13 protein-coding genes and 6 pseudogenes are annotated in these 24,370 nt (G+C 56.9%); 10 read left to right on the forward strand and 9 right to left on the reverse strand.

Annotated elements, in window-relative coordinates; translation table 11 throughout:
* Positions 1-34 precede the first annotated feature (34 nt).
* Together pflB and pflA are read left to right on the forward strand one after the other, a co-directional pair.
* Positions 35-2,284, forward strand: a pseudogene (gene pflB / locus AC6I8M_RS09255) (formate C-acetyltransferase).
* Positions 2,285-2,457: 173 nt separating this feature from the next.
* Positions 2,458-3,197 (forward strand): annotated as a pseudogene (gene pflA, locus AC6I8M_RS09260) (pyruvate formate lyase 1-activating protein).
* A gap of 99 nt (positions 3,198-3,296) precedes the next feature.
* Here pflA and AC6I8M_RS09265 read toward each other — a convergent pair.
* The 6 genes from AC6I8M_RS09265 to lrp all read right to left on the reverse strand — a co-directional run bounded on the left by AC6I8M_RS09265 (position 3,297) and on the right by lrp (position 12,342).
* The gene (locus AC6I8M_RS09265; protein ID WP_498013767.1) at positions 3,297-4,448 is read right to left on the reverse strand and encodes an MFS transporter; all 1,152 of its coding nucleotides are present in this window, start codon (positions 4,446-4,448) and stop codon (positions 3,297-3,299) included.
* Between the two features lie 313 nt (positions 4,449-4,761).
* Positions 4,762-6,054 carry a serine--tRNA ligase gene (gene serS, locus AC6I8M_RS09270; protein ID WP_498013768.1) on the reverse strand — a complete coding sequence of 431 codons (1,293 nt, stop codon included), beginning with the start codon at positions 6,052-6,054 and terminating at the stop codon, positions 4,762-4,764.
* Positions 6,055-6,157: 103 nt separating this feature from the next.
* The gene (locus tag AC6I8M_RS09275) at positions 6,158-7,504 is read right to left on the reverse strand and encodes a replication-associated recombination protein A (RefSeq protein ID WP_010618285.1); all 1,347 of its coding nucleotides are present in this window, start codon (positions 7,502-7,504) and stop codon (positions 6,158-6,160) included.
* A gap of 7 nt (positions 7,505-7,511) precedes the next feature.
* The gene (lolA, locus tag AC6I8M_RS09280; protein ID WP_010618286.1) at positions 7,512-8,123 is read right to left on the reverse strand and encodes an outer membrane lipoprotein periplasmic chaperone LolA; all 612 of its coding nucleotides are present in this window, start codon (positions 8,121-8,123) and stop codon (positions 7,512-7,514) included.
* Positions 8,124-8,296: 173 nt separating this feature from the next.
* Complete coding sequence (locus AC6I8M_RS09285) at positions 8,297-11,728, reverse strand: DNA translocase FtsK 4TM domain-containing protein (protein ID WP_010618287.1); 3,432 nt, start codon at positions 11,726-11,728, stop codon at positions 8,297-8,299.
* Positions 11,729-11,847: 119 nt separating this feature from the next.
* On the reverse strand, positions 11,848-12,342 hold the full coding sequence (lrp, locus tag AC6I8M_RS09290; protein ID WP_006118610.1) for a leucine-responsive transcriptional regulator Lrp: 495 nt from the start codon (positions 12,340-12,342) through the stop codon (positions 11,848-11,850).
* A gap of 519 nt (positions 12,343-12,861) precedes the next feature.
* Between lrp and trxB the strand changes: the two genes are divergently transcribed.
* The 6 genes and pseudogenes from trxB (at position 12,862) to infA (ending at position 18,738) form a co-directional block, all read left to right on the forward strand.
* Positions 12,862-13,827: a thioredoxin-disulfide reductase gene (gene trxB, locus AC6I8M_RS09295; protein WP_010618288.1), complete on the forward strand. Its 966-nt coding sequence runs from the start codon at positions 12,862-12,864 to the stop codon at positions 13,825-13,827.
* A 145-nt stretch (positions 13,828-13,972) separates the two neighbouring features.
* Positions 13,973-14,101 carry a hypothetical protein gene (locus AC6I8M_RS09300; protein ID WP_010618289.1) on the forward strand — a complete coding sequence of 43 codons (129 nt, stop codon included), beginning with the start codon at positions 13,973-13,975 and terminating at the stop codon, positions 14,099-14,101.
* Positions 14,102-14,104: 3 nt separating this feature from the next.
* A pseudogene (gene cydD, locus AC6I8M_RS09305) lies at positions 14,105-15,745 on the forward strand (heme ABC transporter permease/ATP-binding protein CydD).
* A pseudogene (gene cydC, locus AC6I8M_RS09310) lies at positions 15,745-17,448 on the forward strand (heme ABC transporter ATP-binding protein/permease CydC). Before cydD ends, cydC begins: the two co-directional pseudogenes overlap by 1 nt.
* A 32-nt stretch (positions 17,449-17,480) precedes the next feature.
* Positions 17,481-18,173 carry a leucyl/phenylalanyl-tRNA--protein transferase gene (gene aat, locus AC6I8M_RS09315; RefSeq protein WP_022547546.1) on the forward strand — a complete coding sequence of 231 codons (693 nt, stop codon included), beginning with the start codon at positions 17,481-17,483 and terminating at the stop codon, positions 18,171-18,173.
* 346 nt (positions 18,174-18,519) lie between these two features.
* Positions 18,520-18,738 carry a translation initiation factor IF-1 gene (gene infA / locus AC6I8M_RS09320; RefSeq protein WP_002211347.1) on the forward strand — a complete coding sequence of 73 codons (219 nt, stop codon included), beginning with the start codon at positions 18,520-18,522 and terminating at the stop codon, positions 18,736-18,738.
* A gap of 93 nt (positions 18,739-18,831) precedes the next feature.
* Here infA and clpA read toward each other — a convergent pair whose 3' ends face one another.
* Positions 18,832-21,111 carry an ATP-dependent Clp protease ATP-binding subunit ClpA gene (clpA, locus tag AC6I8M_RS09325; protein ID WP_498013769.1) on the reverse strand — a complete coding sequence of 760 codons (2,280 nt, stop codon included), beginning with the start codon at positions 21,109-21,111 and terminating at the stop codon, positions 18,832-18,834.
* A 55-nt stretch (positions 21,112-21,166) separates the two neighbouring features.
* Positions 21,167-21,487, reverse strand: coding sequence for an ATP-dependent Clp protease adapter ClpS (gene clpS / locus AC6I8M_RS09330; protein WP_010618292.1), 321 nt, complete (start codon positions 21,485-21,487; stop codon positions 21,167-21,169).
* Between the two features lie 323 nt (positions 21,488-21,810).
* On the opposite strand from clpS, the gene cspD reads away from it, so the two are divergent.
* The gene (gene cspD / locus AC6I8M_RS09335; protein ID WP_010618293.1) at positions 21,811-22,032 is read left to right on the forward strand and encodes a cold shock-like protein CspD; all 222 of its coding nucleotides are present in this window, start codon (positions 21,811-21,813) and stop codon (positions 22,030-22,032) included.
* An 89-nt stretch (positions 22,033-22,121) separates the two neighbouring features.
* Here cspD and AC6I8M_RS09340 read toward each other — a convergent pair.
* Positions 22,122-22,739, reverse strand: a pseudogene (locus AC6I8M_RS09340) (ATP-dependent nuclease); the annotation flags it as partial.
* Here AC6I8M_RS09340 and poxB point away from each other — a divergent pair.
* Positions 22,701-24,354, forward strand: a pseudogene (poxB, locus tag AC6I8M_RS09345) (ubiquinone-dependent pyruvate dehydrogenase). The pseudogenes AC6I8M_RS09340 and poxB overlap by 39 nt on opposite strands.
* The last annotated feature ends 16 nt before the right edge of the window (positions 24,355-24,370 follow it).

The following is a 24,370-nucleotide window of genomic DNA, read 5'->3' on the forward strand; positions in this document are numbered from 1 at the left end:
TTAAGTACGGGCGTGCTGAGCAGCGCGCCATACGTTGGAAGGATTTAGCGCCGGTGAATGGTAGAACAGCGTCAACGTCCGTGACTTCATCCAAAAAAACTACACGCCGTATGAAGGTGACGAAGCATTCCTCGCCGGCGCGACGCCAGCCACCACCAAACTGTGGGACAGCGTGCTGGAAGGCATCAAAATTGAAAACCGTACCCATGCACCGGTTGATTTCGACACTGATTTAGCGTCTACCATCACCTCACACGATGCGGGCTATATTAACAAATCGCTGGAAACCATCGTTGGTCTGCAGACTGAAGCCCCGCTGAAACGCGCCATTATCCCGTTTGGCGGCATCAAAATGGTGGAAGGCTCCTGTAAAGTTTACGGCCGCGAGCTGGATCCGGCGCTGAAGACAGTTTTCACCGATTACCGCAAAACCCACAACCAGGGCGTGTTTGACGTTTACACCCCGGATATCCTGCGCTGCCGTAAATCCGGCGTGCTGACCGGTCTGCCAGATACGTACGGCCGCGGTCGTATTATTGGTGACTACCGTCGCGTCGCGCTGTACGGCATCGACTTCCTGATGAAAGACAAAGTGGCTCAGTTTAACTCACTGCAGAGTGACATGGAAAATGGCGTTGATCTCGAAGCCACCATTCGCCTGCGTGAAGAGATTTCTGAACAGCACCGCGCACTGGGCCAGATCAAAGAGATGGCAGCCAAATATGGCTTTGATATCTCCCTGCCAGCCACCACCGCGCAGGAAGCGGTACAGTGGACCTACTTCGGTTACCTCGCAGCAGTGAAATCACAAAACGGTGCCGCGATGTCGTTTGGTCGCGTGTCCACCTTCCTCGACGTTTACATCGAGCGCGATATCAAAGCCGGTAAACTGAGCGAAGAGCAGGCGCAGGAACTGATTGACCATCTGGTGATGAAACTGCGTATGGTGCGCTTCCTGCGTACGCCGGAATACGATGAGCTGTTCTCTGGCGACCCAATCTGGGCCACTGAATCACTGGCTGGTATGGGCGTTGACGGTCGTACGCTGGTGACGAAAAGCACCTTCCGCTTCCTGAACACGCTGTACACCATGGGTCCATCACCGGAACCAAACATGACCATCCTGTGGTCTGAGAAGCTGCCGGTTAACTTCAAAAAATATGCGGCAAAAGTCTCCATCGACACCTCATCGCTGCAGTATGAGAACGATGACCTGATGCGTCCGGACTTTGACAATGATGACTACGCCATCGCCTGCTGCGTGAGCCCGATGATTGTCGGTAAACAAATGCAGTTCTTCGGCGCACGTGCCAACCTGGCTAAAACACTGCTGTACGCAATCAACGGCGGTGTGGACGAGAAGCTGAAAATGCAGGTCGGCCCGAAAGAAGCTCCAATCACTGACGATGTGCTGGATTATGACACCGTGATGGCGCGTCTGGACCACTTCATGGACTGGCTGGCAAAACAGTACGTCACGTCACTCAACATCATCCACTACATGCATGATAAGTACAGTTATGAAGCCGCGCTGATGGCGCTGCACGATCGTGACGTTTATCGTACCATGGCGTGTGGTATCGCGGGCCTGTCTGTCGCCGCGGACTCACTTTCAGCGATTAAATATGCCAAAGTGAAACCCGTCCGTGACGCCGATGGTCTGGCAGTGGACTTCGAAATTGAAGGTGAATATCCACAGTTCGGTAACAACGACCCGCGCGTGGATGACCTGGTCTGTGACCTGGTTGAACGTTTCATGAAGAAAATTCAGAAACTGCAGACCTACCGTAATGCGGTGCCAACGCAGTCGGTACTGACCATCACCTCCAACGTGGTATACGGTAAGAAAACCGGTAACAAGCTGGATGGTCGCCGCTCCGGTGCGCCATTTGGACCAGGTGCCAACCCAATGCATGGCCGTGACCAGAAAGGAGCTGTCGCTTCACTGACTTCCGTGGCCAAACTGCCATTTGCCTAGGCCAAAGACGGTATATCTTACACCTTCTCTATCGTACCGAATGCGCTGGGTAAAGATGATAACGTGCGTAAAACCAACCTTGCTGGCCTGATGGATGGTTACTTCCACCACGAAGCCAGTATCGAAGGCGGCCAGCACCTGAACGTCAACGTCATGAACCGTGAAATGCTGCTGGATGCCATGGAGCACCCTGAGAAATATCCTCAGCTGACCATCCGCGTTTCCGGTTATGCCGTACGTTTCAACTCGCTAACTAAAGAGCAACAGCAGGATGTGATTACCCGTACGTTTACTCAGTCGCTGTAATCCTTCTCACTGTAATCGAAAGGCTCCTGCGGGAGCCTTTTCTCCACAAGCCAGTTTTGCCAGTCTGCTTTTGCAGGCAGTCTGGCAAAACCGACTTACATCCTCAGAGCACAACACAGCACAACACAGATTGTGCCGCCTGCTCGCCAGGCTGAACCGGAGAATACATCGCAATGTCAACCATCTGTCGTATCCACTCGTTTGAATCCTGCGGCACCGTTGACGGTCCCGGCATCCGTTTTATCACCTTCTTCCAGGGCTGCCTGATGCGCTGCCTGTACTGCCAAAACCGCGATACCTGGGACACTCACGGCGGTAAGGAGATCACCGTCGATGAGCTGATGAGGGATGTGCTGTCGTATCGCCACTTTATGAATGCGTCTGGTGGCGGCGTGACGGCATTCGGCGGTGAAGCCATTCTGCAGGCTGAATTTGTGCGCGACTGGTTCCGCGCCTGCCAGGCGAGGGCATCCATACCTGCCTCGACACCAACGGCTTTGTGCGCCGTTACGATCCGGTGATCGATGAACGGCTTGATGCGACCGATCTGGTGATGCTCGACCTCAAGCAGATCAATGACGATATCCATGAGATTCTGGTCGGCGTGTCGAACCACCGCACGCTGGATTTCGCCCGCTATCTGCAAAAGCGAGGTAAAAGGACCTGGATTCGCTATGTGGTGGTGCCGGGTTATTCGGACGATGACGATTCGGTGCATCGCCTCGGTGAATTTACTAAAGACATGAGTAACATTGAGAAAATCGAGCTGCTGCCTTATCATGAACTCGGCAAGCATAAATGGATTGCGATGGGTGAAGAGTACAAGCTGGAAAGCGTGAAGCCGCCAACGAAAGAGACCATGGAGCGGGTGAAAAATATTCTTGCCGGTTACGGCCATAACGTCATGTATTGAGACGGTTGGCTTCTAGCTGAAGCCTTACCGGCAAGAAACAGAGGCGTTACCGCCGGGACATGCGCGACAGGTTGCGAATGTCCCGTTTAAGAACTGCCATCAGGCATGCGCCACCGGTGTTGCGTGCTGATCGGCTTTACGCAGCAGCATCACCAGATATACCAGCGCCACCACCGCAATAATCACAAACAGCAGGCGATCGGAATAGTTCTGCATCAGCATCGCGGTCATCCCCGGCCCGACCAGACTGCCAACAGTATAACTGAACAGCAGCGCCTGATTCATCACCATCAGTTCATGATGCGCCACCGTTTCACACGCCCAGGACATCGCCACCGGATAAAGCGTAAAGCCAGCCAGCCCCAGCACAAACAGTGCCGGTGCCATTGCCGTTCCGCTTAGCATAGCAATCGCACCCAGAATCACTACGAACACCTGCACGCGCAGCACCATCAGGCGACCAAAGCGGTCGGCAAGACGGCCTACCGGCCACTGACCGACAATCCCCGCACTGACCAGCAGCGCCATCCAGTAACCTACGGTGGCATCACTCATGCCCTGATGCGAAAGATAAAGCGGCATCAGGCCGTAGAGCGAACCGAGCACGATACCGGAGATAATGCAGCCGTTGATACCCAAACGCGAGCTGCGGCGGCGCAGCATGCTCCAGATACGCCCGGTTGAGGCTTCTTCAGTAGCCGCACCGGCGTTGACCTGCACAAACACCACGGGCAGTACGGCACAGACGATCAGCGCGCTCACCCAGGGAATGACGTGCAGCAGCTCTGTCGAGACACGGCTCACCAGCAGCTGACCGGCAACGGTGCCAAGATAGTAGATGATCATATAAGCGGCCAGCAGCTGACCGCGATTGCGCACGGTACCGCTGCACAGTAATGCGCTCTCAACCACTACCCAAATCAGTGCACAGCCTACGCCCGCGGTGAAGCGCAGCAGCGTCCAGCTGTAAAAGCCGTCCAGCAGCACCATGCCCATGGTTGCCAGCGCAAACAGTACGCTGGCAAGGTAAAAGCAGCGGTTAAAGCCATAGCGATTAATCAACCAGCCCGCCAGCAAGGTGCCCAGTAAGTTGCCGGTGTAATAAGCAGAGCTCGCCATGCCCACCTGCCATGTAGGCAATTGATCGAGGGTGAGCCACAGCGGCACCAGCGTATTAAGCACAGCAATAGACACCGTCATCAGCATTAAGCCGCAAAGCAGCAGCAGGACGGGGCGCGACCAGGTTGACATAGGGAATAAAACCAAAAGAAATGAACAGATTTGCGCGCAGTTTGCCATTGGCGATGGCAAAGTCAATGTGCAAAAAAACAGCGCAGCACATTTTGCTGCTGAACAATTTATTATTTTTATCTTCAGCGGGTTACAGGACTACAGAAAGGTCTTATATCTGAATCTATCTAGATGAATTTATACATTTTTGATAGTTTGACGCGCAGCCATGACGATAACGTTTATTTGTGATTAATTCCGGTTAAAAAATAATGGCTGACGCGCTTAAGAAATAAAAAACCCGGCCTGAGCCGGGTTAGTGCATGAATGCCAGTTAGCCGATATATTCCAGCCCGCCCATGTACGGGCGCAGCACGTCCGGCACCGCAATGCGACCATCTGCCTGCTGATATTTTTCCAGCACGGCCACCAGCGTACGCCCCACCGCCAGGCCTGAACCATTCAGCGTGTGCACCAGACGCGGTTTTTTGTCCGTTTTGCTGCGGCAGCGAGCCTGCATGCGGCGCGCCTGGAAATCCCACATATTCGAGCAGGAGGAGATTTCACGGTAAGTGTCCTGTGCCGGCAGCCAGACTTCCAGATCATAGGTTTTGGCTGAGCCGAAGCCCATATCACCGGTGCACAGCAGCACCTTACGGTACGGCAGGTTCAGCAGCTGCAGGACTTTCTCCGCATGGCCGACCAGCTCTTCCAGCGCGTCCATGGAGGTTTCCGGTGCGACGATCTGCACCATCTCCACTTTGTCGAACTGGTGCATACGGATCAAACCGCGCGTGTCGCGTCCGTAAGAACCGGCTTCGGAACGGAAGCAAGGCGTGTGGGCAGTGAGTTTGATCGGCAGAGATTCCTCTTCAACGATCTCATCGCGCACCAGGTTAGTCAGCGGCACTTCGGCGGTAGGGATCAGCGCATAGTTACTGCTGCCTGCTTCTTCGCCCAGCGGTTTGGTATGGAACAGATCCTCACCAAATTTAGGTAACTGACCGGTACCGTACAGCGTCTCGTGGTTCACCAGATACGGCACGTAGGTTTCCAGATAACCGTGCTGCTGGCTGTGCAGATCGATCATGAACTGGCTCAGCGCGCGATGCAGACGGGCAATCTGGCCCTGCATCACGATAAAGCGCGAACCGGTCAGTTTCACCGCCGAGGCGAAATCCAGCCCTTTGACCGCTTCACCCAGCTCTACATGGTCTTTCACCGGGAAATCAAACTGGCGCGGCTGGCCCCAGCGGCTCACTTCCTGGTTTTCGCTGTCATCTTTACCCAGCGGCACTTCGTCGGCCGGCAGGTTAGGCAGCGCAAGCGCAAAGTCACGAATTTCGTTCTGCAGGGTATCCAGCTCTGCTTTCGCCGCATCCAGGCGTTCGCCCAGCGCGTTCACTTCCTGACGCAGCGGCTCGATATCTTCCCCACGTGCTTTGGCCTGACCGATGAATTTGGAGCGGGAGTTACGCTCAGCTTGCAGGTTTTCAGTCTCTACCTGCAAAACCTTACGACGCTCTTCGAGGGAGCACAGCGTATCCACATCCAGTTTAAATCCCCGGCGTGCCAGTTTTTCTGCGACTGCGTCTGGCTCATTACGCAGCAGATTGGGATCGAGCATGCTTATCCTGTGTAATAAAAGGTTGATTGAACGAATGGAGGAATGCATTCCACCGGAATGCATTGAAATCCTTGCTCACCTTACCGTAACGCGTTTATCAGCATCAGCGGTAGCGTTTTATCGGGCTATTTTGATCCTGTTCAGCAAGCCAGGCGAGTTTTTCACCGATCTTGCTTTCAAGGCCACGATTGGTTGGTTGATAGTAGCGGGTCTGCGCCATTTCCGGCGGGAAAAACACCTCGCCGGCCGCATAGGCATTGGGTTCGTCATGCGCATAACGATACTCTTTGCCGAGGCCCATCTCTTTCATCAGCTTCGTCGGTGCATTTCGCAGATGTTCCGGCACATCGTAATCCGGGAACTCACGCGCATCACGCATCGCCGCTTTGAAGGCGGTATAGACAGCATTGCTTTTTGGCGCACAGGCCAGATAAACAATTGCCTGGGCAATTGCACGTTCCCCTTCCGCAGACCCGACGCGGGTAAAACAATCCCACGCGGCAATCGCTACCTGCATCGCGCGCGGATCGGCATTGCCGACATCTTCCGAAGCAATCGCCAGCAGCCGCCGCGCCACGTACAGCTGATCACCACCGGCAGTGATGATGCGCGCATACCAGTAAAGCGCCGCATCCGGGGCTGAACCGCGAACCGATTTGTGCAGTGCCGAGATGAGATCGTAAAAGCGGTCGCCTTTGTTATCGAAACGCGCCGCGCGTTCACCCGACACTTCATTCAGCAGCTGTGGCGTTAGCTCCCGCTGTCCCTGCGCATTGAGCTCAGCCATATCAGCCATCATTTCCAGCGTATTCAGTGCGCGTCGTGCATCACCATTGACCAGTTCAGCGATCATGCGCCGGGTATTGTCCGGTAACAGAATATCGCTGTCGCCGTAACCGCGCGTTTTATCCTGCATCGCCTGATCCAGCACCTGTTCAATATCCGCGCTGGTCAGCGATTTAAGCAGATAAACGCGGGCGCGCGACAGCAGTGCCGAGTTCAGCTCAAAGGAGGGATTTTCCGTGGTTGCGCCAATGAAGGTGATGGTGCCGTCTTCAATGTGTGGCAGAAACGCATCCTGCTGGCTCTTGTTGAAGCGATGCACCTCATCAACAAACAGAATAGTGCGACGCCCAACCTGGCGATTCTGCCGCGCGCGCTCAATGGCCTCGCGAATCTCTTTAACGCCGGAAGTCACCGCTGAAATGCGTTCGACGTCGGCTTTGCCGTAATGCGCGATAATCTCCGCCAGCGTGGTTTTACCGGTACCCGGCGGCCCCCATAAGATCATGGAGTGCAGCTGACCCGCCTCAATAGCGCGCGGCAACGGCTTACCGGCCGCGAGCAGATGTTGCTGACCAATATATTGCTGCAGCGTCGCTGGCCGTATACGCGCAGCCAGCGGTCTGAACTCGTTTGACGGTGCAAAATCCAGCGACAGGTTACTCACCCTCACTTCACTGACGTTGATCGTCCACCGTTACCCCTTTTGGCGGCGTAAAGGTGAATTTATCCGGGCTGATAGCGCCGTTTTTCTGGCTCTTCAGCTGATAGCTGCTGCGCTGTCCATCCTGCTCAATCGCGCTGAACTGATTGATGGTGCCTGCCGAAGTTACATTGATGGTGAACTGTTTCAGGTTGCCATCGCTGCTTTTAGGCGTCAGCTCAAAATTATCACCCTGCTGCTTGATGTTGTACTGCTGCCAGTCAGAGGGCTGGTTACGCGCAATCAGCATAAACGGCGTGTTACTGGTGGCATTCTGCAGCAGGCTAACGCTGGCCTGTTCCACAAAAGGATTATAGAACCACAGATTTTTACCGTCGGAGATAATCACGCTTTCGTCCGGTGCAGTCATGTGCCAGTTAAACAAGCTGGGGCGTTTCACCCACAGCTCGCCTTCGCCGTCCTGCACGTTTGCGCCGCTGCCGTCAGTCACCTTCTGGCTGAAGCTGGCATGGAAGCTGTTCACTTTATTAAGGCGCTGCTGCAGATCGCTGGAAGCATCCGCCAGGGCAGAAGAAGCAACAAAACCGGCCAGCAGGCCACAGGCAATAACGCGAAATTTCATCTGATACGATTCCTTATTCATGGTTTCCTGACACTTACTGCATTAACCGTAGTCGCCGCTCCATCAGTTCGACAGGAGAAAAAGCCGAAAGCTCCCAATGATATGGGGATCGGACCACAGATAAACAACGGGCCAGTTTACACTGGCCCGGTATAACACTGCGGAGAAAAGTCTTACATTTCGTGAGGTGGCGGTGACAGCACTTCACGGTTACCGTTGTGGCCCGGCTCCGAGACAATGCCCTGCGCCTCCATCTGTTCGATAATCCGCGCCGCGCGGTTGTAGCCGATACGGAACTGGCGCTGCACGCCGGAGATCGACGCGCGGCGTTTATCCACCACGAACGCCACCGCCTGGTCAAACAGCGGATCCAGCTCTTCGTCGCCGTCCAGTCCGCCAGCACCGCTTTCACTCTCTTCACCGGCGGTAATGCTGTCGATGTACTGCGGTCGCCCACGCGCTTTCCAGTCCTGCACGACCGCATGCACTTCCTGGTCACGCACAAAGGCGCCGTGAACACGTACCGGCATTGAGGAGTTAGGTGGCATGTAGAGCATGTCACCCATACCCAGCAGGGATTCCGCACCGCCCTGATCGAGAATGGTACGCGAGTCAATTTTACTGGACACAGTAAAGGCGATGCGCGTCGGAATGTTGGCCTTAATCAGGCCGGTAATCACATCCACCGACGGACGCTGGGTAGCCAGCACCAGATGAATACCTGCCGCACGGGCTTTCTGTGCCAAGCGCGCGATCAGTTCTTCGACTTTCTTGCCCACCGCCATCATCAGGTCAGCGAACTCATCAACCAGCACCACAATGTACGGCAGTTTTTCCAGCACCGGCGGCGTGGTGTCCATGCTGTCGCCCGGTTTCCAGAACGGATCCGGAATTGGCCGGCCCATTGCGGCAGCCTGTTCGCTCTTCTCGTTATAGCCGGCTAGATTACGCACGCCCAGCGCAGACATCAGCTTATAGCGGCGCTCCATCTCGACCACACTCCAGCGCAGCGCATTGGCCGCGTCTTTCATGTCGGTGACCACTTCTGTCAGCAGATGGGGAATGCCCTCATACACTGACAGCTCGAGCATTTTCGGGTCGATCATGATAAAGCGCACTTCTTCCGGCGTGGCTTTATACAGCATGCTGATGATCATGGTGTTGACGCCAACCGACTTACCGGAACCGGTGGTACCGGCCACCAGCAGGTGCGGCATCTTCGCCAGATCGGCCACCACGGGCTGACCAGAAATATTTTTACCCAGCACCACCGACAGCGGCGAAGGGTTGTCGCGGAACTTATCGCAGTCCAGCACCTCACGCAGGTAGACGGTCTGACGATGTTTATTGGGAAGCTCGAGCCCGACATAAGGCTTGCCCGGAATCACTTCAACCACACGCACCGCAACGGCTGAGAGCGAACGAGCCAGGTCACGCGACAGGTTAGAAATACGTGCGGCCTTGACGCCCGGCGCCAGATCCAGCTCAAAGCGGGTGATTACCGGCCCTGGAGAGATGCCCACCACTTCGGCTTTCACGCGGTAATCCGCCAGACGCGCTTCGACCAGACGCGCGGTCTGTTCCAGTGCGAACATATCCACCGGCTCCTCTTCCGCCGGTGGCGACGTCAGCAGATCCAGCGTCGGCAGCGGCGTGGAAGGTTTCTCCAGCGGCTGTTCGTGACGCACCAAGAAGGGGTGGAACAGGCTGTCCTGCGCAGGGGCGACAGGCTTCGGCGTTTCAGCCGGCGCGGCGTAAACCTCGTCGTCTGGCGTTGACCACGGGCTGGTTTCCTCAGTCAGCGATGCGGGTACCGCCGGCTCAGGTGCCGCTGGCTGCTGCCACTGGGCCGGAGCGTCCGGCTCTGGCGTGGCGGCAATGGTAAACAGCGGTTCGCTCGGCGTGTCATCAACCAGATCTTTCATCGGAGAGAAATCAAACGCTGCTGACGTATCCAGATTAAATACCGGCGCGCTCTCCTGCTCAGGCTGGTTGTAACGCTGTTGCTGCTGCTGAGCAAATTGCTGCGCCAGCTGGGCCTGCTGCAGCGCCTCTTCATCTTCTTCCTCTGCCGGCTGCTGCTGCCAGCTGTCACCGTAACGCTGCTGCTGCTGCTGCTGCTGCTGCGAATGGAACGCTTCGCGCAGCTGGGCTTCCTGCAGCGCAGAGTTATCATCATCGTGCGGCTGTGGCACTTGCCAGCTGGCGCAGATTTCCGGCTGCTGCTGGTCGGCCTCTTCACGTGCCTTCTCTTCTGCCATGCGTTGCGATGGCAGTTTGATACCGTATGAGGCCAGCTCACGCCGGGTTGGCAGCTTAACCTTGTTAGGACGCGGCAGTTCCGGGCCGATGCCCTGTTTCACCTGCGGGTTGTAATCGCGCTCCGGCACCACATCAAAGGCTGGCGTGTAAGCGGCAGAGCGGGCAGCGGCGGCGGCCGTCGCTGAACCGAGTGCGGCAGCGGCTGCCGTATTCAGCGGTGTGGCGGCCTGATCGGCACTCTGCCAGTTACCCATGCGCGGGCCATCATCTTCTTCAGCGAGCGAGAAGGCGTCGGCGGCCGGTGACGCAGGCACTTCGAAGCGGTATAACGGGGGAGCCGCTGGCGCGGGTTCTGCTGCCGGAATGGCTGGCGCCGCAGGCGCACTGGCAACGGATGCTGATGCCGGGGCAGCCGCAGCCAGCGGTGACGGCGCAGGTTGTGGTGTTACGTTTACCGCCGGTGCGGATGGCTCAGGTGCAGCGACGGACGGCGCCTGACGTGCGGCGTCACTGGTGGCAGCCAGCGCAGCCGCGGTAGCCGCACTGGCTTTCGCCAGCAGGGGATCGTCGCTGGCGACTTCAGCCACAGGTTCCGCTACCTGTCGGGGCTTAGCCAGCAGTACGTCATCTTCGTCGTCCTGAGCCGGCGCGGCGCGCAGTGGCGGAACCGCTTCGTCGGGGTGCGCCTCGTCGTAGTCGTCTTCTTCCTGCCAGGGTTCATCATGGCGCGAGCGGTTGCTGGCAAAGGTCAGCACGCCCATCACCACGCTGCCGATCTTCTCGGCAATTGCCAGCCAGGACCAGCCGGTATAAAGCGTGATACCCGCCGCCCAGACGCACAGCAGCGTCAGCGTGCCACCGGCACCGCTGAACCACGGCGCCATCGCATTGCTCACCAGGCTGCCAATTACGCCGCCAGAGGCAAAATACCAGATATCGTCCACGTTCAGCGCAGCCAGTCCGCAGGTGGTTACCACCAGCGCCAGCACGCCAATCAGCCGCAGGCCCACCGCAAAATAGTCGATGTAATCCTGGCGATCGCGCTGACGGAAAGTGATCCAGCACAGACCAATAATCACTGGTGGAATGGCGTAGGCCATCACACCAAAAATAAACAGCAGGGTATCGGCCAGCCATGCGCCCACGCTGCCGCCCAGATTGTGGATCGGCTCGTGCCAGGCGGTTTGTGACCAGCTGGGATCGGAGGGATTAAAGCTAACCAGCGACACCATCAGATAGATGGCAAACAAGGCCACCAGGATGAGCAACGCTTCCAGCAGCCGACGTCCGCTGCCCAGTGGTTGTAATGAAACGTCTTTGTCTTCTGTATATTCCTGGCTCAAGAGAACTCTCTAGGTGCCTGTAAATTAAGAAGGCAACAGCGTCAGGCTTGCCTGACGCTGGTCCTGTATGAATTCACAGGAGTGTACCGAAATCCTGCAAGCTTTGCACCTGCCCTGCGTTACCGGGTCTTAATCACCAGACGATTGCTCTGTTTGACCTCTTCCATCACCACGTAGGTACGGGTGTCGTTGACGCCCGGCAGGCGCAGCAAGGTCTCACCCAGCAGTTTACGGTAGGCGGACATATCCGGCACACGGGTTTTTAACAGGTAGTCAAAGTCACCGGAAACGAGGTGACATTCTTGAGTTTCCTCAAGTTTTTGTACGGCGGCGTTAAATTGTTCAAACACATCCGGCGCGCCACGATTCAGAGTAATCTCAACGAATACCAGCAGTGAAGCATCGAGATAGTGTGGGTTCAGCTGCGCGGTGTAGCCCAGAATGAAACCCTGACGTTCCAGGCGACGTACGCGTTCAAGACAAGGTGTTGGCGAGAGGCCGACACGTTTTGAAAGCTCAACGTTGGAAATACGACCGTCTTTCTGCAGTTCATTCAGAATATTTCTGTCGATCCGATCCAGATCTTTTCCGGGGCGTTTCTTGTTGTCTACCATTATTATGGTCTCTCTTAATTCCTTCCCTTTACCTGCCAAACCCTGAAAACATTCAATGTTCAGGGCCTTACTGAAGTGAAGTCTTTAAGCCTGTGCAGTAACGCGACCATCCGTATGACGCATGCTGTCTGTCCACATCATGCGTCATTACCAATGTCAGGCTGAGTTTATTTAGCGAAATTGCGCAAAACAGAGCTGAAATTCTGTTTCGAACCGCTAAATTTTCTCTGCTTCGACAATGTTTTCGCAAAAGCGCAGGCGATTGTCAAAGTAAAACATCCAAATTCAGTACAAGATGCCAGACAGCGTACTGGGTTCTGTTTTTTAATGAGAATTTTTATACAGCTGCACCACAAATTGCCGAGCAATGCCCCCTTTTGACGCAGCGCACGTGCAGAAATGCCATTCATCGTCTACGCCACTTACAGTGATTGTTAACAAAATTGCTGAAACCTTTTTTTGCGACAGTAATTTCCCTACAATCGAAAACTATGTTGTCAGACACACACTGAGGAACGCATGAGTACGGCCAAACACAGTAAGCTGCTCATTCTGGGCTCCGGCCCTGCCGGTTACACCGCAGCGGTTTATGCCGCCCGCGCTAATCTGAACCCGGTTTTGATTACCGGACTGGAAAAAGGCGGCCAGCTCACCACCACGACTGAAGTCGAAAACTGGCCGGGCGACCCGCACGATCTGACCGGCCCTGCGCTGATGGAACGCATGCAGGAGCATGCTGAGAAGTTCAACACCGAAATCATCTTTGATCATATTTACACGGTTGATTTGCAGAACCGTCCGTTCCGCCTGACCGGCGACAGCGGCGAATACACGGCGGATGCGCTGATCATCGCGACCGGTGCTTCAGCGCGCTACCTTGGCCTGCCGTCAGAAGAGGCGTTCAAAGGCAAAGGGGTTTCGGCCTGCGCCACCTGTGATGGTTTCTTCTATCGCAACCAAAAAGTCGCGGTTATCGGCGGCGGTAACACGGCCGTTGAAGAGGCGCTCTATCTGGCGCACATCGCTTCCGAAGTGCACCTGATTCACCGTCGTGACAGCTTCCGCGCTGAGAAAATCCTGATTGACCGCCTGATGGAGAAAGTGCGTAACGGCAACATCGTGCTGCACACTCACCGCGCGCTGGACGAGGTAGTAGGCGATCAGATGGGCGTCACCGGGCTGAAACTCTCGTCAACCAAAGGTGAAGCCCCGGTCTCGCTGGAAGTGGCGGGCCTGTTTGTCGCCATCGGTCATAGTCCAAATACGGCGATTTTCGATGGCCAGCTGGATCTCGAAAACGGCTATATCAAAGTACAGTCCGGCCTGCAGGGCAACGCGACGCAGACCAGCGTGCCGGGCGTGTTCGCAGCCGGTGACGTGATGGACCACATCTATCGTCAGGCCATTACCTCTGCCGGTACCGGCTGTATGGCCGCGCTGGATGCGGAACGTTATCTGGATGGTCTGGTTAAAAACGATAAGTAAGTTGTTAATTATCTGATCATAATTGCACTGAGGCGGCCACTTTTGGTCGCCTTTTTTATGGCCTGCGTGCTACAGTTCTGCCACCCGTCTGTCCGGCATTTAGCGTCGGATTTTGCCTCTCGTCACGGTGATCAAACGGCTTCGCATGAACAAATCACGTCAACACGAACTGCTGCGCTGGTTACGCCAGCAGCGTCATCATGGCGCACGCAGCCTGCGACTGGCTTCGCTGGCAGGTTTTGCTGCGGCGTTAATTCTCATTGCCCAAGCCTAGCTACTGGCCTCCCTGCTGCAAAAACTGCTGGTGGAACAGCAACCCCGCGCTGAACTGGTGAGTGATTTCCTGTTATTACTGCTGTGCTTTGCACTGCGCGCCGCGCTGCACTACGGTCGTGAGATGGCCGGTTTCAGGTCCGGCGTGGCGATTCGCCGTGTACTGCGGCAACAGGTGCTGGACCGGCTAAACGCGCTCGGTCCGGCATGGATTCAGGGCAAACCGGCCGGGAGCTGGGCGACGCTGCTGCTGGAACAGATTGAAGAGATGCAGGAGTATTACGTGCGCTATCTGCCGCAGATGTCGCTGGCAGTTTTTGTGCCCTGCACCATCCTGATCGCCATATTCCCGATTAACTGGGCTGCCGGACTGATTCTGCTGGCAACCGCGCCGCTGATTCCGCTGTTTATGGCGCTGGTCGGCATGGGTGCGGCCGATGCCAATCGGCGTAATTTTCTTGCGCTGGCGCGTCTGAGCGGCGATTTCTATGACCGGCTGCGCGGACGCGAAACGCTGCGCCTGTTTCACCGTGCGGACGCTGAGCAGCAGGCGATTGCCGCCAGTACGCAGGATTTTCGTCAGCGCACCATGGAAGTGCTGCGCCTCGCCTTTCTCTCCTCTGCGGTACTGGAGTTTTTCGCCTCGCTGGCGATTGCCGTGGTCGCGGTCTATTTCGGCTTCTCGTACTTGGGTGAACTCAATTTTGGCCATTACGGCACCGGCGTGACGCTGTTTGCCGGTTTCCTCGCGCTGATTCTTGCCCCCGAATTTTTCCAGCCGCTGCGCGATCTCGGCACCTTTTACCATGCCAAAGCGCAGGCGGTGGGCGGCGCAGACGCGCTGGATACCTTCCTGCGCGAAACGCCCCACCGCGCGCCGGAGGCGGCCACGCAAACGCTGGATCCTGACGCGCCACTTTCCCTCCGGGCGCAGGATCTGGTGATCATGACCGCCACCGGCGAGGCGCTGTCACAGCCGCGGAATTTCAGCCTTACTCCCGGTCAGCGCGTGGCGCTGGTCGGACAAAGCGGGGCCGGAAAAAGTGCGCTGATGAATGTCCTGCTCGGTTTTCTGCCCTACCAGGGTTCACTGTGCATTAACGGCCAGGAACTGCGCGACATCAGCCGCAGCAGCTGGCAGCAGCAGCTGGCCTAGGTAGGACAAAATCCGCAGCTGCCGGCGGCGACGCTGCGTGACAATCTCCAGCTCACTGACACGCCGGTTGACGAGGCCACGCTGACCGCCGTGCTGCAGCGCGCTGGCGTCAGCGAATTTTTGTCGCGTCTGCCGCAGGGGCTGGATACGCCAGTTGGCGATGGCGGCATCGGCCTGTCCGTTGGGCAGGCACAGCGCATCGCCGTCGCGCGGGCGCTGCTGAAACCGGCCCGCCTGCTGCTGCTGGACGAACCGGGATCCGGGCTCGACAGCCAGAGCGAGCAGCACGTGATGGGCGCGCTACAGCAGGCCGCACAGCAGCAAACTACGTTAATGATTACCCATCAGCTGCACGCCCTCGACCAGTGGGATGAAGTGTGGGTGATGCAGGCCGGACAACTGGTGCAGCAGGGCCGCTGGCAACAGCTGATCGCTGAAGCGGGCCCGCTGCGCGAGCTGGCACAGCATCGTCAGAAGGAGATTGCCTGATGCGCACGTTACTGCCTTTCCTGCGCCTGTATCGCCGCCATCCGTGGCGTTTAGGTCTTGGCGTGGTGCTTGGCCATTGTCACGCTGCTCGCCAGCATCGACTTGCTGACGCTGTCAGGCTGGTTTCTTGCTGCCTCCTCGCTGGCTGGCGTCGCCGGCCTGTACAGCTTCAATTACATGCTGCCCGCAGCTGGCGTGCGTGGCGCTGCAATCACCCGCACCGCCGCGCGCTATTTTGAACGGCTGGTCAGCCACGACGCCACTTTCCGCGTGCTGCAGCATCTGCGCGTCTTTACCTTCAGCCGGCTGATGGCGCTGGCGCCGGCGCAGCTGGCGCGCTTTCGTCACGGCGAACTGCTGAACCGCTTTGTCAGCGATGTCGATACCCTCGACCATCTCTATTTACGCGTTATTTCTCCGCTGCTGGGTGCGGCGGTGGTGATTGTGGTGGTGACCTGTGGACTGGCGCTACTCGATATGCGACTGGCGCTGCTGCTAGGAGCGATCATGTTGCTGTTCTGGCGGCTCGGCGCGCGCACCGGCGCGCACATTGCCCGTTACCAGGCTCGCTGGCGTCTGCAACTGACGCACTGGCTCAGCGGACTGGCCGAGCTACAGATTTACGGCGCGGCGGCGCTGTGGCGACAGCGGCTGGATCAGGAAGAACGTGCGTGGCAGCAGGCGCAGCAGCGTCAACACCGGCTGCAGGCGCTGGCGCAGAGCCTGCTCATGTTGATCGCCGGCAGTACCGTTACGCTGCTGCTGTGGCTGGCCGCCAGCAGCGTCGGCACCAATAGCACACCGGGTGCACTGATTGCCCTGTTTGTGTTTTGCGCGCTCGCCGCGTTTGAAGCGCTGGCACCGGTGGCCGGCGCATTTCTGCCACTGGCGCAGGTGACGCACGCGGCGCAGCGCGTGCTGGAGATCATCGATTAACCGCCAGCGATTCACTTCCCGACACAACCGGTCGCGACGCAGCGCGGCATCAGCCTGACGCTGGAACAGATCGATTTCAGCTATCCGCAGCGGCCAGAAGCGGTGCTGCACAATTTCTCCCTGACGTTAGCAGCCGGTGAACATCTGGCGCTGCTGGGCCCGACTGGCTGCGGAAAATCCAGCCTGCTGGCGCTGATCACACGCGGCTGGGAAGCTCAGCGCGGCACTATTCGCCTGAACGGGATTGATCTGGCGGCGTGGGACGAAGCCAGCCTGCGTCAGCGCATCAGCGTTGTCACGCAGCGCGTCCATCTGTTCAGCCAGACGCTGCTCGCTAATCTGCTACTGGCAGCACCACAGGCCAGCGATGCACAGCTGATTGACATATTGCAGCGGGTTGGGCTTGCGCATCTGACGCAGCACAGTGAAGGGCTGAATGCGTGGATGGGTGAAGGTGGCCGGCCGCTGGTGGTGAACTGCGCCGGCTGGCGATTGCCCGTGCGCTGCTGCACAATGGCGATCTGTGGCTGCTGGATGAGCCGACCGAAGGTCTGGATGCCGCGACCGAGCAGCAGATTCTCACGTTGCTACAGCAGGTTAGCCAAGGAAAAACGCTGATCATGGTGACGCATCGCCTGAGCGGGCTGGAAAAAATGGATCGCATCTGTGTGCTTGACGGTGGGCAGATTATCGAATCCGGCAGCCATGACGAATTAATCTCAAAAGCGGGACGCTACTGGCGTTTCCAGCAGCGCTTTGCGCTATAGTCTATGCGTTTAGCCTGAGGGTGACTGACGCCATGAGACTGGTACAACTTTCCCGGGATTCGCTCAATTTCCCGCCGCCCGAGATGGCGCTGCGTGAGCCAAACGGCCTGCTGGCCATGGGCGGCGATCTCTCCCCTGCCCGCCTGATGAATGCCTATCAGCGCGGTATTTTTCCGTGGTTTTCGCCCGGCGATCCGATTTTATGGTGGTCGCCAGATCCACGCGCGGTCCTGCTGCCGGAGTCGTTTAATCTCAGCCGCAGCATGGCGCGCTTCCATCGCCGTTCACCCTATCGTGTCACCATGAATCACGCTTTTGCACAAGTGGTGGAAGGTTGCGCCAGCGGGCGTCAGGAAGGCACGTGGATCACCTTTGAAGTGAAACGCGCCTGGCTGCGCCTATATGAACTGGACCATGCGCACTCAATTGAAGTCTGGCAGGATCAACGCCTGGTTGGCGGCATGTATGGCCTGGCGCTCGGACAGATTTTTTGCGGCGAGTCGATGTTCAGCAGGGCGGAAAACGCCTCCAAAACCGCGCTGTGGGTTTTCTCACAGCATTTTATTGCGCATCAGGGACGGCTGATTGATTGTCAGGTGCTGAATCCGCATACCGCCTCGCTGGGCGCAGTTGAAATTCCGCGCGTCGATTATCTGCAATACGTGCAAACGCTGGCGTGGCAACCGGTGCAGGCCGGCTGCTGGCAAACACAACCCCTTTTTTGACTGTCCCCGCAGATGTTTTGCACACAATTCCCGACAAAAGTGATACAGTAAGCGAGTTTGGTATGTCGTCCGCGCTTCGCTGTGGCGAGCCGGAATTGCTAGGCTGGGAATCTCACCCTGTTCCCGAAGCTGTTTCAGTTGCGCACCCGATGCCGATGGCTGCAGATTCTTAGCCCGCTAATCCCTCGCAGACGTCAAAAACACCCGAATTTATCCGTAATGCACGCGCAGCGGCGCGACGCACTGCAAAGCGTTGGCAAAAACAGCCAACGTTTCTTTACATAAATCATGGAATTCGGCATTATCTTGCCAGTTCAACAGTTTGGTAGTTCACGCAGAGGATTCGATGGCCAAAGAAGACAATATTGAAATGCAAGGTACCGTACTGGATACGTTACCTAACACCATGTTCCGCGTAGAGCTTGAAAACGGGCACGTGGTTACCGCTCATATCTCCGGTAAAATGCGTAAAAACTACATCCGCATCCTGACGGGCGACAAAGTGACTGTCGAGTTGACCCCGTACGACCTGAGCAAAGGCCGCATTGTCTTCCGTAGTCGCTAAGTTGTTGCACTCGCCTCGCGTTTGCTGATGTAAACTAAGCGCGAAAAAAAAGGCCGGATTAAAATCCGGCCTTTTTCTTATCTGCGCACCCGCTTAATGCACGGTGCCCTCGGTTTTACGTTTTTCCGCACTCATGAAGTGGTAGGTGAGCTGGTTTTTCTCTTTATCCAGTCCAACCGACACCGATCCGCCATCCACCAGCGAGCCAAACAGCAGCTCGTTAGCCAGCGGTTTCTTCAGGCTTTCCTGCACGGTACGCGCCGTCGGACGGGCCCCCATCGCTTTGTCGTAACCTTTTTCGGCCAGCCAGTCGCGCGCATCATCGCTGACTTCCAGCGACACACCTTTCGCATCCAGCTGTGCCTGCAGCTCAACAATAAACTTGTCCACCACCTGATGGATCACCTGAGTATCGAGGTAACGGAACCAGATAATGTTGTCGAGACGGTTACGGAACTCCGGCGTAAAGATCTTTTTGATCTCTTCCATCGCGTCGGTGCTGTTGTCCTGCTGAATCAGGCCGATGGATTTACGCTCGGTCTCGCGCACCCCGGCGTTGGTGGTCATAACCAGCACCACGTTGCGGAAGTCCGCTTTACGGCCGTTATTATCGGTCAGCATTCCGTTGTCCATCACCTGCAGCAGCAGGTTGAAGACATCCGGATGGGCTTTCTCGATCTCATCCAGCAGCACCACCGCGTGCGGATGCTTGATGACGGCGTCAGTCAGCAGACCGCCCTGATCAAAGCCGACGTAGCCCGGAGGCGCACCAATCAAACGACTGACGGTGTGATGCTCCATATACTCGGACATATCAAAGCGCAGCAGTTCAATGCCCAGCGCCTTCGCCAGCTGCACGGTGACCTCGGTTTTACCGACCCCGGTCGGCCCCGCAAACAGGAACGACCCGACTGGCTTACGCTCCTGCCCCAGTCCCGCGCGGCTCGTCTTGATGGCTTCAGTCAGCGCTTCAATCGCGTTGTCCTGACCAAACACCAGCATTTTCAGACGGTCGCCGAGATTTTTCAGCGTATCGCGATCGGTTGCCGAAACGCTCTGCTCCGGAATACGCGCGATGCGCGCCACCACGGATTCGATGTCCGACACGTTGACGGTTTTCTTGCGCTTGCTGACCGGCACCAGACGCGCACGCGCGCCGGCTTCATCGATCACATCAATCGCCTTGTCCGGCAGATGACGGTCATTGATGTACTTCACCGCCAGCTCAACCGCCGCGCGTACCGCTTTGGCGGTGTAGCGCACATCGTGATGCGCTTCGTACTTCGGCTTCAGCCCGTTGAGAATCTGCACCGTCTCTTCAACCGATGGCTCAGTGATATCAATTTTCTGGAAACGGCGCGCCAACGCACGATCCTTCTCAAAGATATTGCTGAACTCCTGATAGGTCGTGGAACCCATCACGCGGATTTTACCGCTGGAAAGCAGCGGCTTGATCAGATTCGCCGCATCCACCTGGCCGCCCGATGCCGCACCGGCACCGATAATGGTGTGGATCTCGTCGATGAACAGAATGCTGTTGTTATCCTGTTCCAGCTGTTTCAGCAGCGCTTTAAAACGTTTTTCAAAATCACCGCGGTATTTGGTACCGGCCAGCAGCGAACCGATATCCAGCGAGTAGATGGTGCACTCTTTCATCACTTCCGGCACGTCGCCCTGCACAATGCGCCAGGCGAGCCCTTCCGCAATCGCGGTTTTACCGACGCCCGATTCGCCCACCAGCAGCGGGTTATTCTTGCGACGACGGCACAGCACCTGAATGGCCCGTTCCAGCTCTTTATCGCGGCCGATCAGCGGGTCAATTCCGCCGACGCGAGCAAGCTGATTAAGATTGGTGGTGAAGTTTTCCATACGTTCCTCCCCGCCTGCTTGCTCTTCGTTAACCGGATTTTCCGCGCTGTTCTGCGGCTGGCCCGGTTCGTCTTTACGCGTACCATGGGAGATGAAGTTCACCACATCAAGGCGGCTCACTTCGTGTTTGCGCAGCAGGTAAGCCGCTTGCGACTCCTGCTCGCTGAAAATGGCGACCAGCACGTTCGCACCGGATACTTCGCTGCGACCGGATGACTGGACATGGAAGACCGCACGCTGCAGCACTCGCTGGAAGCTGAGCGTCGGCTGAGTGTCGCGCTTCTCTTCGCTGGCAGGCGGTACCGGCGTGGTTTGTTCGATGAAGGCTTCGAGTTCCTGACGCAGAGCCGCAATATCCACCGTACAGGCTTCCAGTGCCTCTCTGGCCGACGGGTTGATGAGCAGCGCCAGCAACAGATGTTCGACGGTCATAAACTCGTGACGGTGCTCGCGCGCTCTGGCGAAAGCCATGTTTAAACTGAGTTCCAGTTCTTGATTGAGCATTTGGCACCTCCCCCAATTATCGCTCTGACGGACTGAATCCTATATGGAAACAGCTTCAGGCTTTTTCCAGCGTACACAGCAACGGATGTTGATTTTCCCGCGCGTAATTGTTCACCTGGGCGACTTTGGTCTCCGCCACTTCTGCAGTGAATACACCACAGATTGCCTTTCCATGGTAGTGAACTTTCAGCATCAGTTGCGTTGCACGTTCAACATCATAAGAAAAGAACTTTTGCAGAACGTCAATAACAAATTCCATAGGTGTATAATCGTCATTATTCAAAATGACTTTATACATTGAAGGCGGCTTTAACCCTTCGCGTACTTTGTCTTCGGCCAGACGTTCAAAGTTAAGCCAATCGTTTGTGTTTGCCATAATGTTCCGTTGAAATTCTGCGTTACGGTAGCGCACATTTCTGTGCTCTCACCTCAAGTTTAACACGCCTGTCAAGCCGCTTTTCCTGTGGCAAAAATCGGTCCTGAAAGCGCATGCGCGACCTGTATCACAAAATTTGCAATAGCGTTAACTGCCTCAAATTTTGATGAATTTATCCCCGTGCGCCAAGGCCGTTTGCTTGACGATAAGGTCCGTTTATCTACATTCTACTTACACAAGCTGATTGAGTTTTAAACAAACTCGACTCACAGCTTGAATGACCTCACCTACTTATCAAAATGTCTTGCGAGGGAAGTAAAAGCATGGAGACGGGTACTGTTAAATGGTTCAACAACACCAAAGGCTTCGGCTTTATCTGTCCGATTGGCGGCGACAACGATATCTTCGCACACTACTCCACGATTCAGATGGAGGGATACAGAACGCTGAAAGCGGGCCAGCACGTTCAGTTCGATGTCCATGAAGGGCCGAAAGGCAACCATGCCAGTCTGATTGTGCCCTGTGAAGCATCGTCACTCTCCTGACGGGCGCGCGTCTGCTCTCATTCTGACCACTCCCGAAAAAAAATGCCAGCCGCAGACGCTGGCATTTTTCTTTGGCGTCCTCGTCAGTTTTAATCTGCCCGACCGCGCGCCAGCCACATGACGCGGCCAAACAGCTGATCGAGCAACGGCGGAATCGCCTGTGGCCCGCGTTCGGCCGCTGCCATCGCCACCGCAATCGCCAGTTCCGGCTTCGAGCTGTGATGAATGGCTTTGGTAATAATACGCCGTGCGTTCATCGGCACGTTTAACGGCAGGTGCGCCATCTGATGATAGACATCACTAAAGCCATGCTTATAAAGGAAGTGTTCGATGTCGGGTGCCGGGAACTGCGTGAGATGGTCGCTCTCCTGCTCATGCGGCTGTAGCTGGCTGCGCGCGGTGGCGGCATATTTTTTCCCAGCCTCATCGCCGTCAGTCAGCACGTGCCAGGCAAGCGGCTTAAGCCCGGACTGCGCAAACTCAATCACCTTCACGCCCTCCGCGGCAAAATGGTAACCGCGCAGCCGCGCCAGCTCATTGATGATCCACACTTCGGTTTCACCCTCTACCAGCAACCAGCAGCGGGCAAACAGGGCCGACGGACGGTTGACGCGGATGTGAAAGCCGATACGGCGCGCCTCTTCGGCACTTAATCCTTCCGGCCCGATATGCCACGCAGCCACGCGATCGGGCTCGCGCACCAGTCGCTAGAGAGCGCCGGAGTAAAACGCATTTGGGGCGTGACCGGTGACTCCCTCAACGGGCTGAACGACAGCCTCAACCGCATGGGCATCATTGAATGGATGCCAACGCGCCATGAAGAAGTGGCCGCTTTTGCCGCCGGGGCGGAAGCACAAATCAGCGGTGAGCTGGCGGTGTGCGCCGGCTCCTGCGGTCCAGGTAACCTGCATCGGATCAACGGCCTGTTTGACTGCCACCGTAACCATGTTCCGGTGCTGGCGATTGCCGCGCACATTCCTTCGAGTGAAATCGGCAGCGGCTATTTTCAGGAAACCCATCCGCAGGAGTTATTCCGCGAAAGCCATCCTCAATCGCGGCGTGTCGGTGATTGTGCTGCCGGGTGACGTGGCTCTGCAAGCGGCGCCGGAGAACGCGCGCAGCGAATGGTATACGCCGCAGCTGCCGCAGGTGGTGCCGTCGTTCAGTGAACTGACGCGCCTCGCAGAAACGCTCAATGAAGCGAAAAATATCACCCTGATGTGCGGCAGCGGCTGCGCCGGTGCCCATGCGGAAGTGGTAAAGCTGGCCGAAACGCTGAAAGCACCGGTGGTGCACGCCATGCGCGGCAAAGAGCACCTGGAGTACGATAACCCGTACGATGTCGGCATGACCGGGCTGATCGGCTTCTCATCCGGCTATCACGCCATGATGAACGCCGACACGCTGGTGCTGCTCGGCACCCAGTTCCCTTATCGCCCGTTCTACCCGGCAGACGCGCGCATTATTCAGATTGATATCAATCCGGCCAGCCTCGGCGCGCACAGTCACGTCGATATGGCGCTGGTGGGTGACATCAAAGCCACGCTGCAGGCGCTGCAGCCGCAGCTCACCAGTCACAGCGACCGTCATCACCTCGATCGCGCACTGGAACACTACGCGGATGCGCGCAAAGGGCTGGACGATCTGGCGACGGCCAACGATAAGCAGGCGATTGACCCGCAGTATCTGGCCCAGCAGATCAGCCACTACGCGGCCGATGACGCTATCTTTACCTGTGATGTCGGCACGCCAACGGTGTGGGCGGCGCGCTATCTGAAAATGAACGGCAAGCGCCGTCTACTCGGCTCGTTTAACCACGGTTCGATGGCCAACGCCATGCCGCAGGCGCTGGGCGCACAGGCCATCGATAAACAGCGTCAGGTGGTCGCGCTGTGCGGCGATGGCGGCTTCAGCATGCTGATGGGCGATTTCATCTCGCTGGCGCAGCTCAAGCTGCCGGTGAAGCTGGTGATCTTTAATAACAGTGTGCTGGGTTTTGTGGCGATGGAGATGAAAGCCGGCGGCTATCTCACCGACGGCACCGATCTGGAGAACCCGGACTTCGCCGCCATCGCCACCGCCTGCGGCATCAAAGGGATCCGCGTGGAGAAAGCCTCGGAGCTGGATGGCGCGCTGCAACAGGCGTTTGCCCACGACGGTCCGGTGCTGGTGGACGTGATCACCGCCAAGGAAGAGCTGTCGATGCCACCGCAAATCAAAGCCGAGCAGGCTAAAGGTTTCAGCCTGTATATGCTGCGCGCGATCCTGAATGGCCGCGGTGATGAAATCGTCGAGCTGGCGAAAACCAACTGGCTGCGGTAAAACGGAGAGACTTGCC

It is taken from the genome of Type-A symbiont of Plautia stali, from assembly GCF_059731155.1.

What these genes read in the sequence shown, in the direction of transcription:
- AC6I8M_RS09265 (WP_498013767.1), bottom strand. Translation starts at nt 4,448, where the DNA reads ATGTCAACCTGGTCGCGCCCCGTCCTGCTGCTGCTTTGCGGCTTAATG.
- serS (WP_498013768.1), bottom strand. Translation starts at nt 6,054, where the DNA reads ATGCTCGATCCCAATCTGCTGCGTAATGAGCCAGACGCAGTCGCAGAA.
- lolA (WP_010618286.1), bottom strand. Translation starts at nt 8,123, where the DNA reads ATGAAATTTCGCGTTATTGCCTGTGGCCTGCTGGCCGGTTTTGTTGCT.
- lrp (WP_006118610.1), bottom strand. Translation starts at nt 12,342, where the DNA reads ATGGTAGACAACAAGAAACGCCCCGGAAAAGATCTGGATCGGATCGAC.
- trxB (WP_010618288.1), top strand. Translation starts at nt 12,862, where the DNA reads ATGAGTACGGCCAAACACAGTAAGCTGCTCATTCTGGGCTCCGGCCCT.
- AC6I8M_RS09300 (WP_010618289.1), top strand. Translation starts at nt 13,973, where the DNA reads ATGAACAAATCACGTCAACACGAACTGCTGCGCTGGTTACGCCAGCAG.
- aat (WP_022547546.1), top strand. Translation starts at nt 17,481, where the DNA reads ATGAGACTGGTACAACTTTCCCGGGATTCGCTCAATTTCCCGCCGCCC.
- infA (WP_002211347.1), top strand. Translation starts at nt 18,520, where the DNA reads ATGGCCAAAGAAGACAATATTGAAATGCAAGGTACCGTACTGGATACG.
- clpA (WP_498013769.1), bottom strand. Translation starts at nt 21,111, where the DNA reads ATGCTCAATCAAGAACTGGAACTCAGTTTAAACATGGCTTTCGCCAGA.
- clpS (WP_010618292.1), bottom strand. Translation starts at nt 21,487, where the DNA reads ATGGCAAACACAAACGATTGGCTTAACTTTGAACGTCTGGCCGAAGAC.
- cspD (WP_010618293.1), top strand. Translation starts at nt 21,811, where the DNA reads ATGGAGACGGGTACTGTTAAATGGTTCAACAACACCAAAGGCTTCGGC.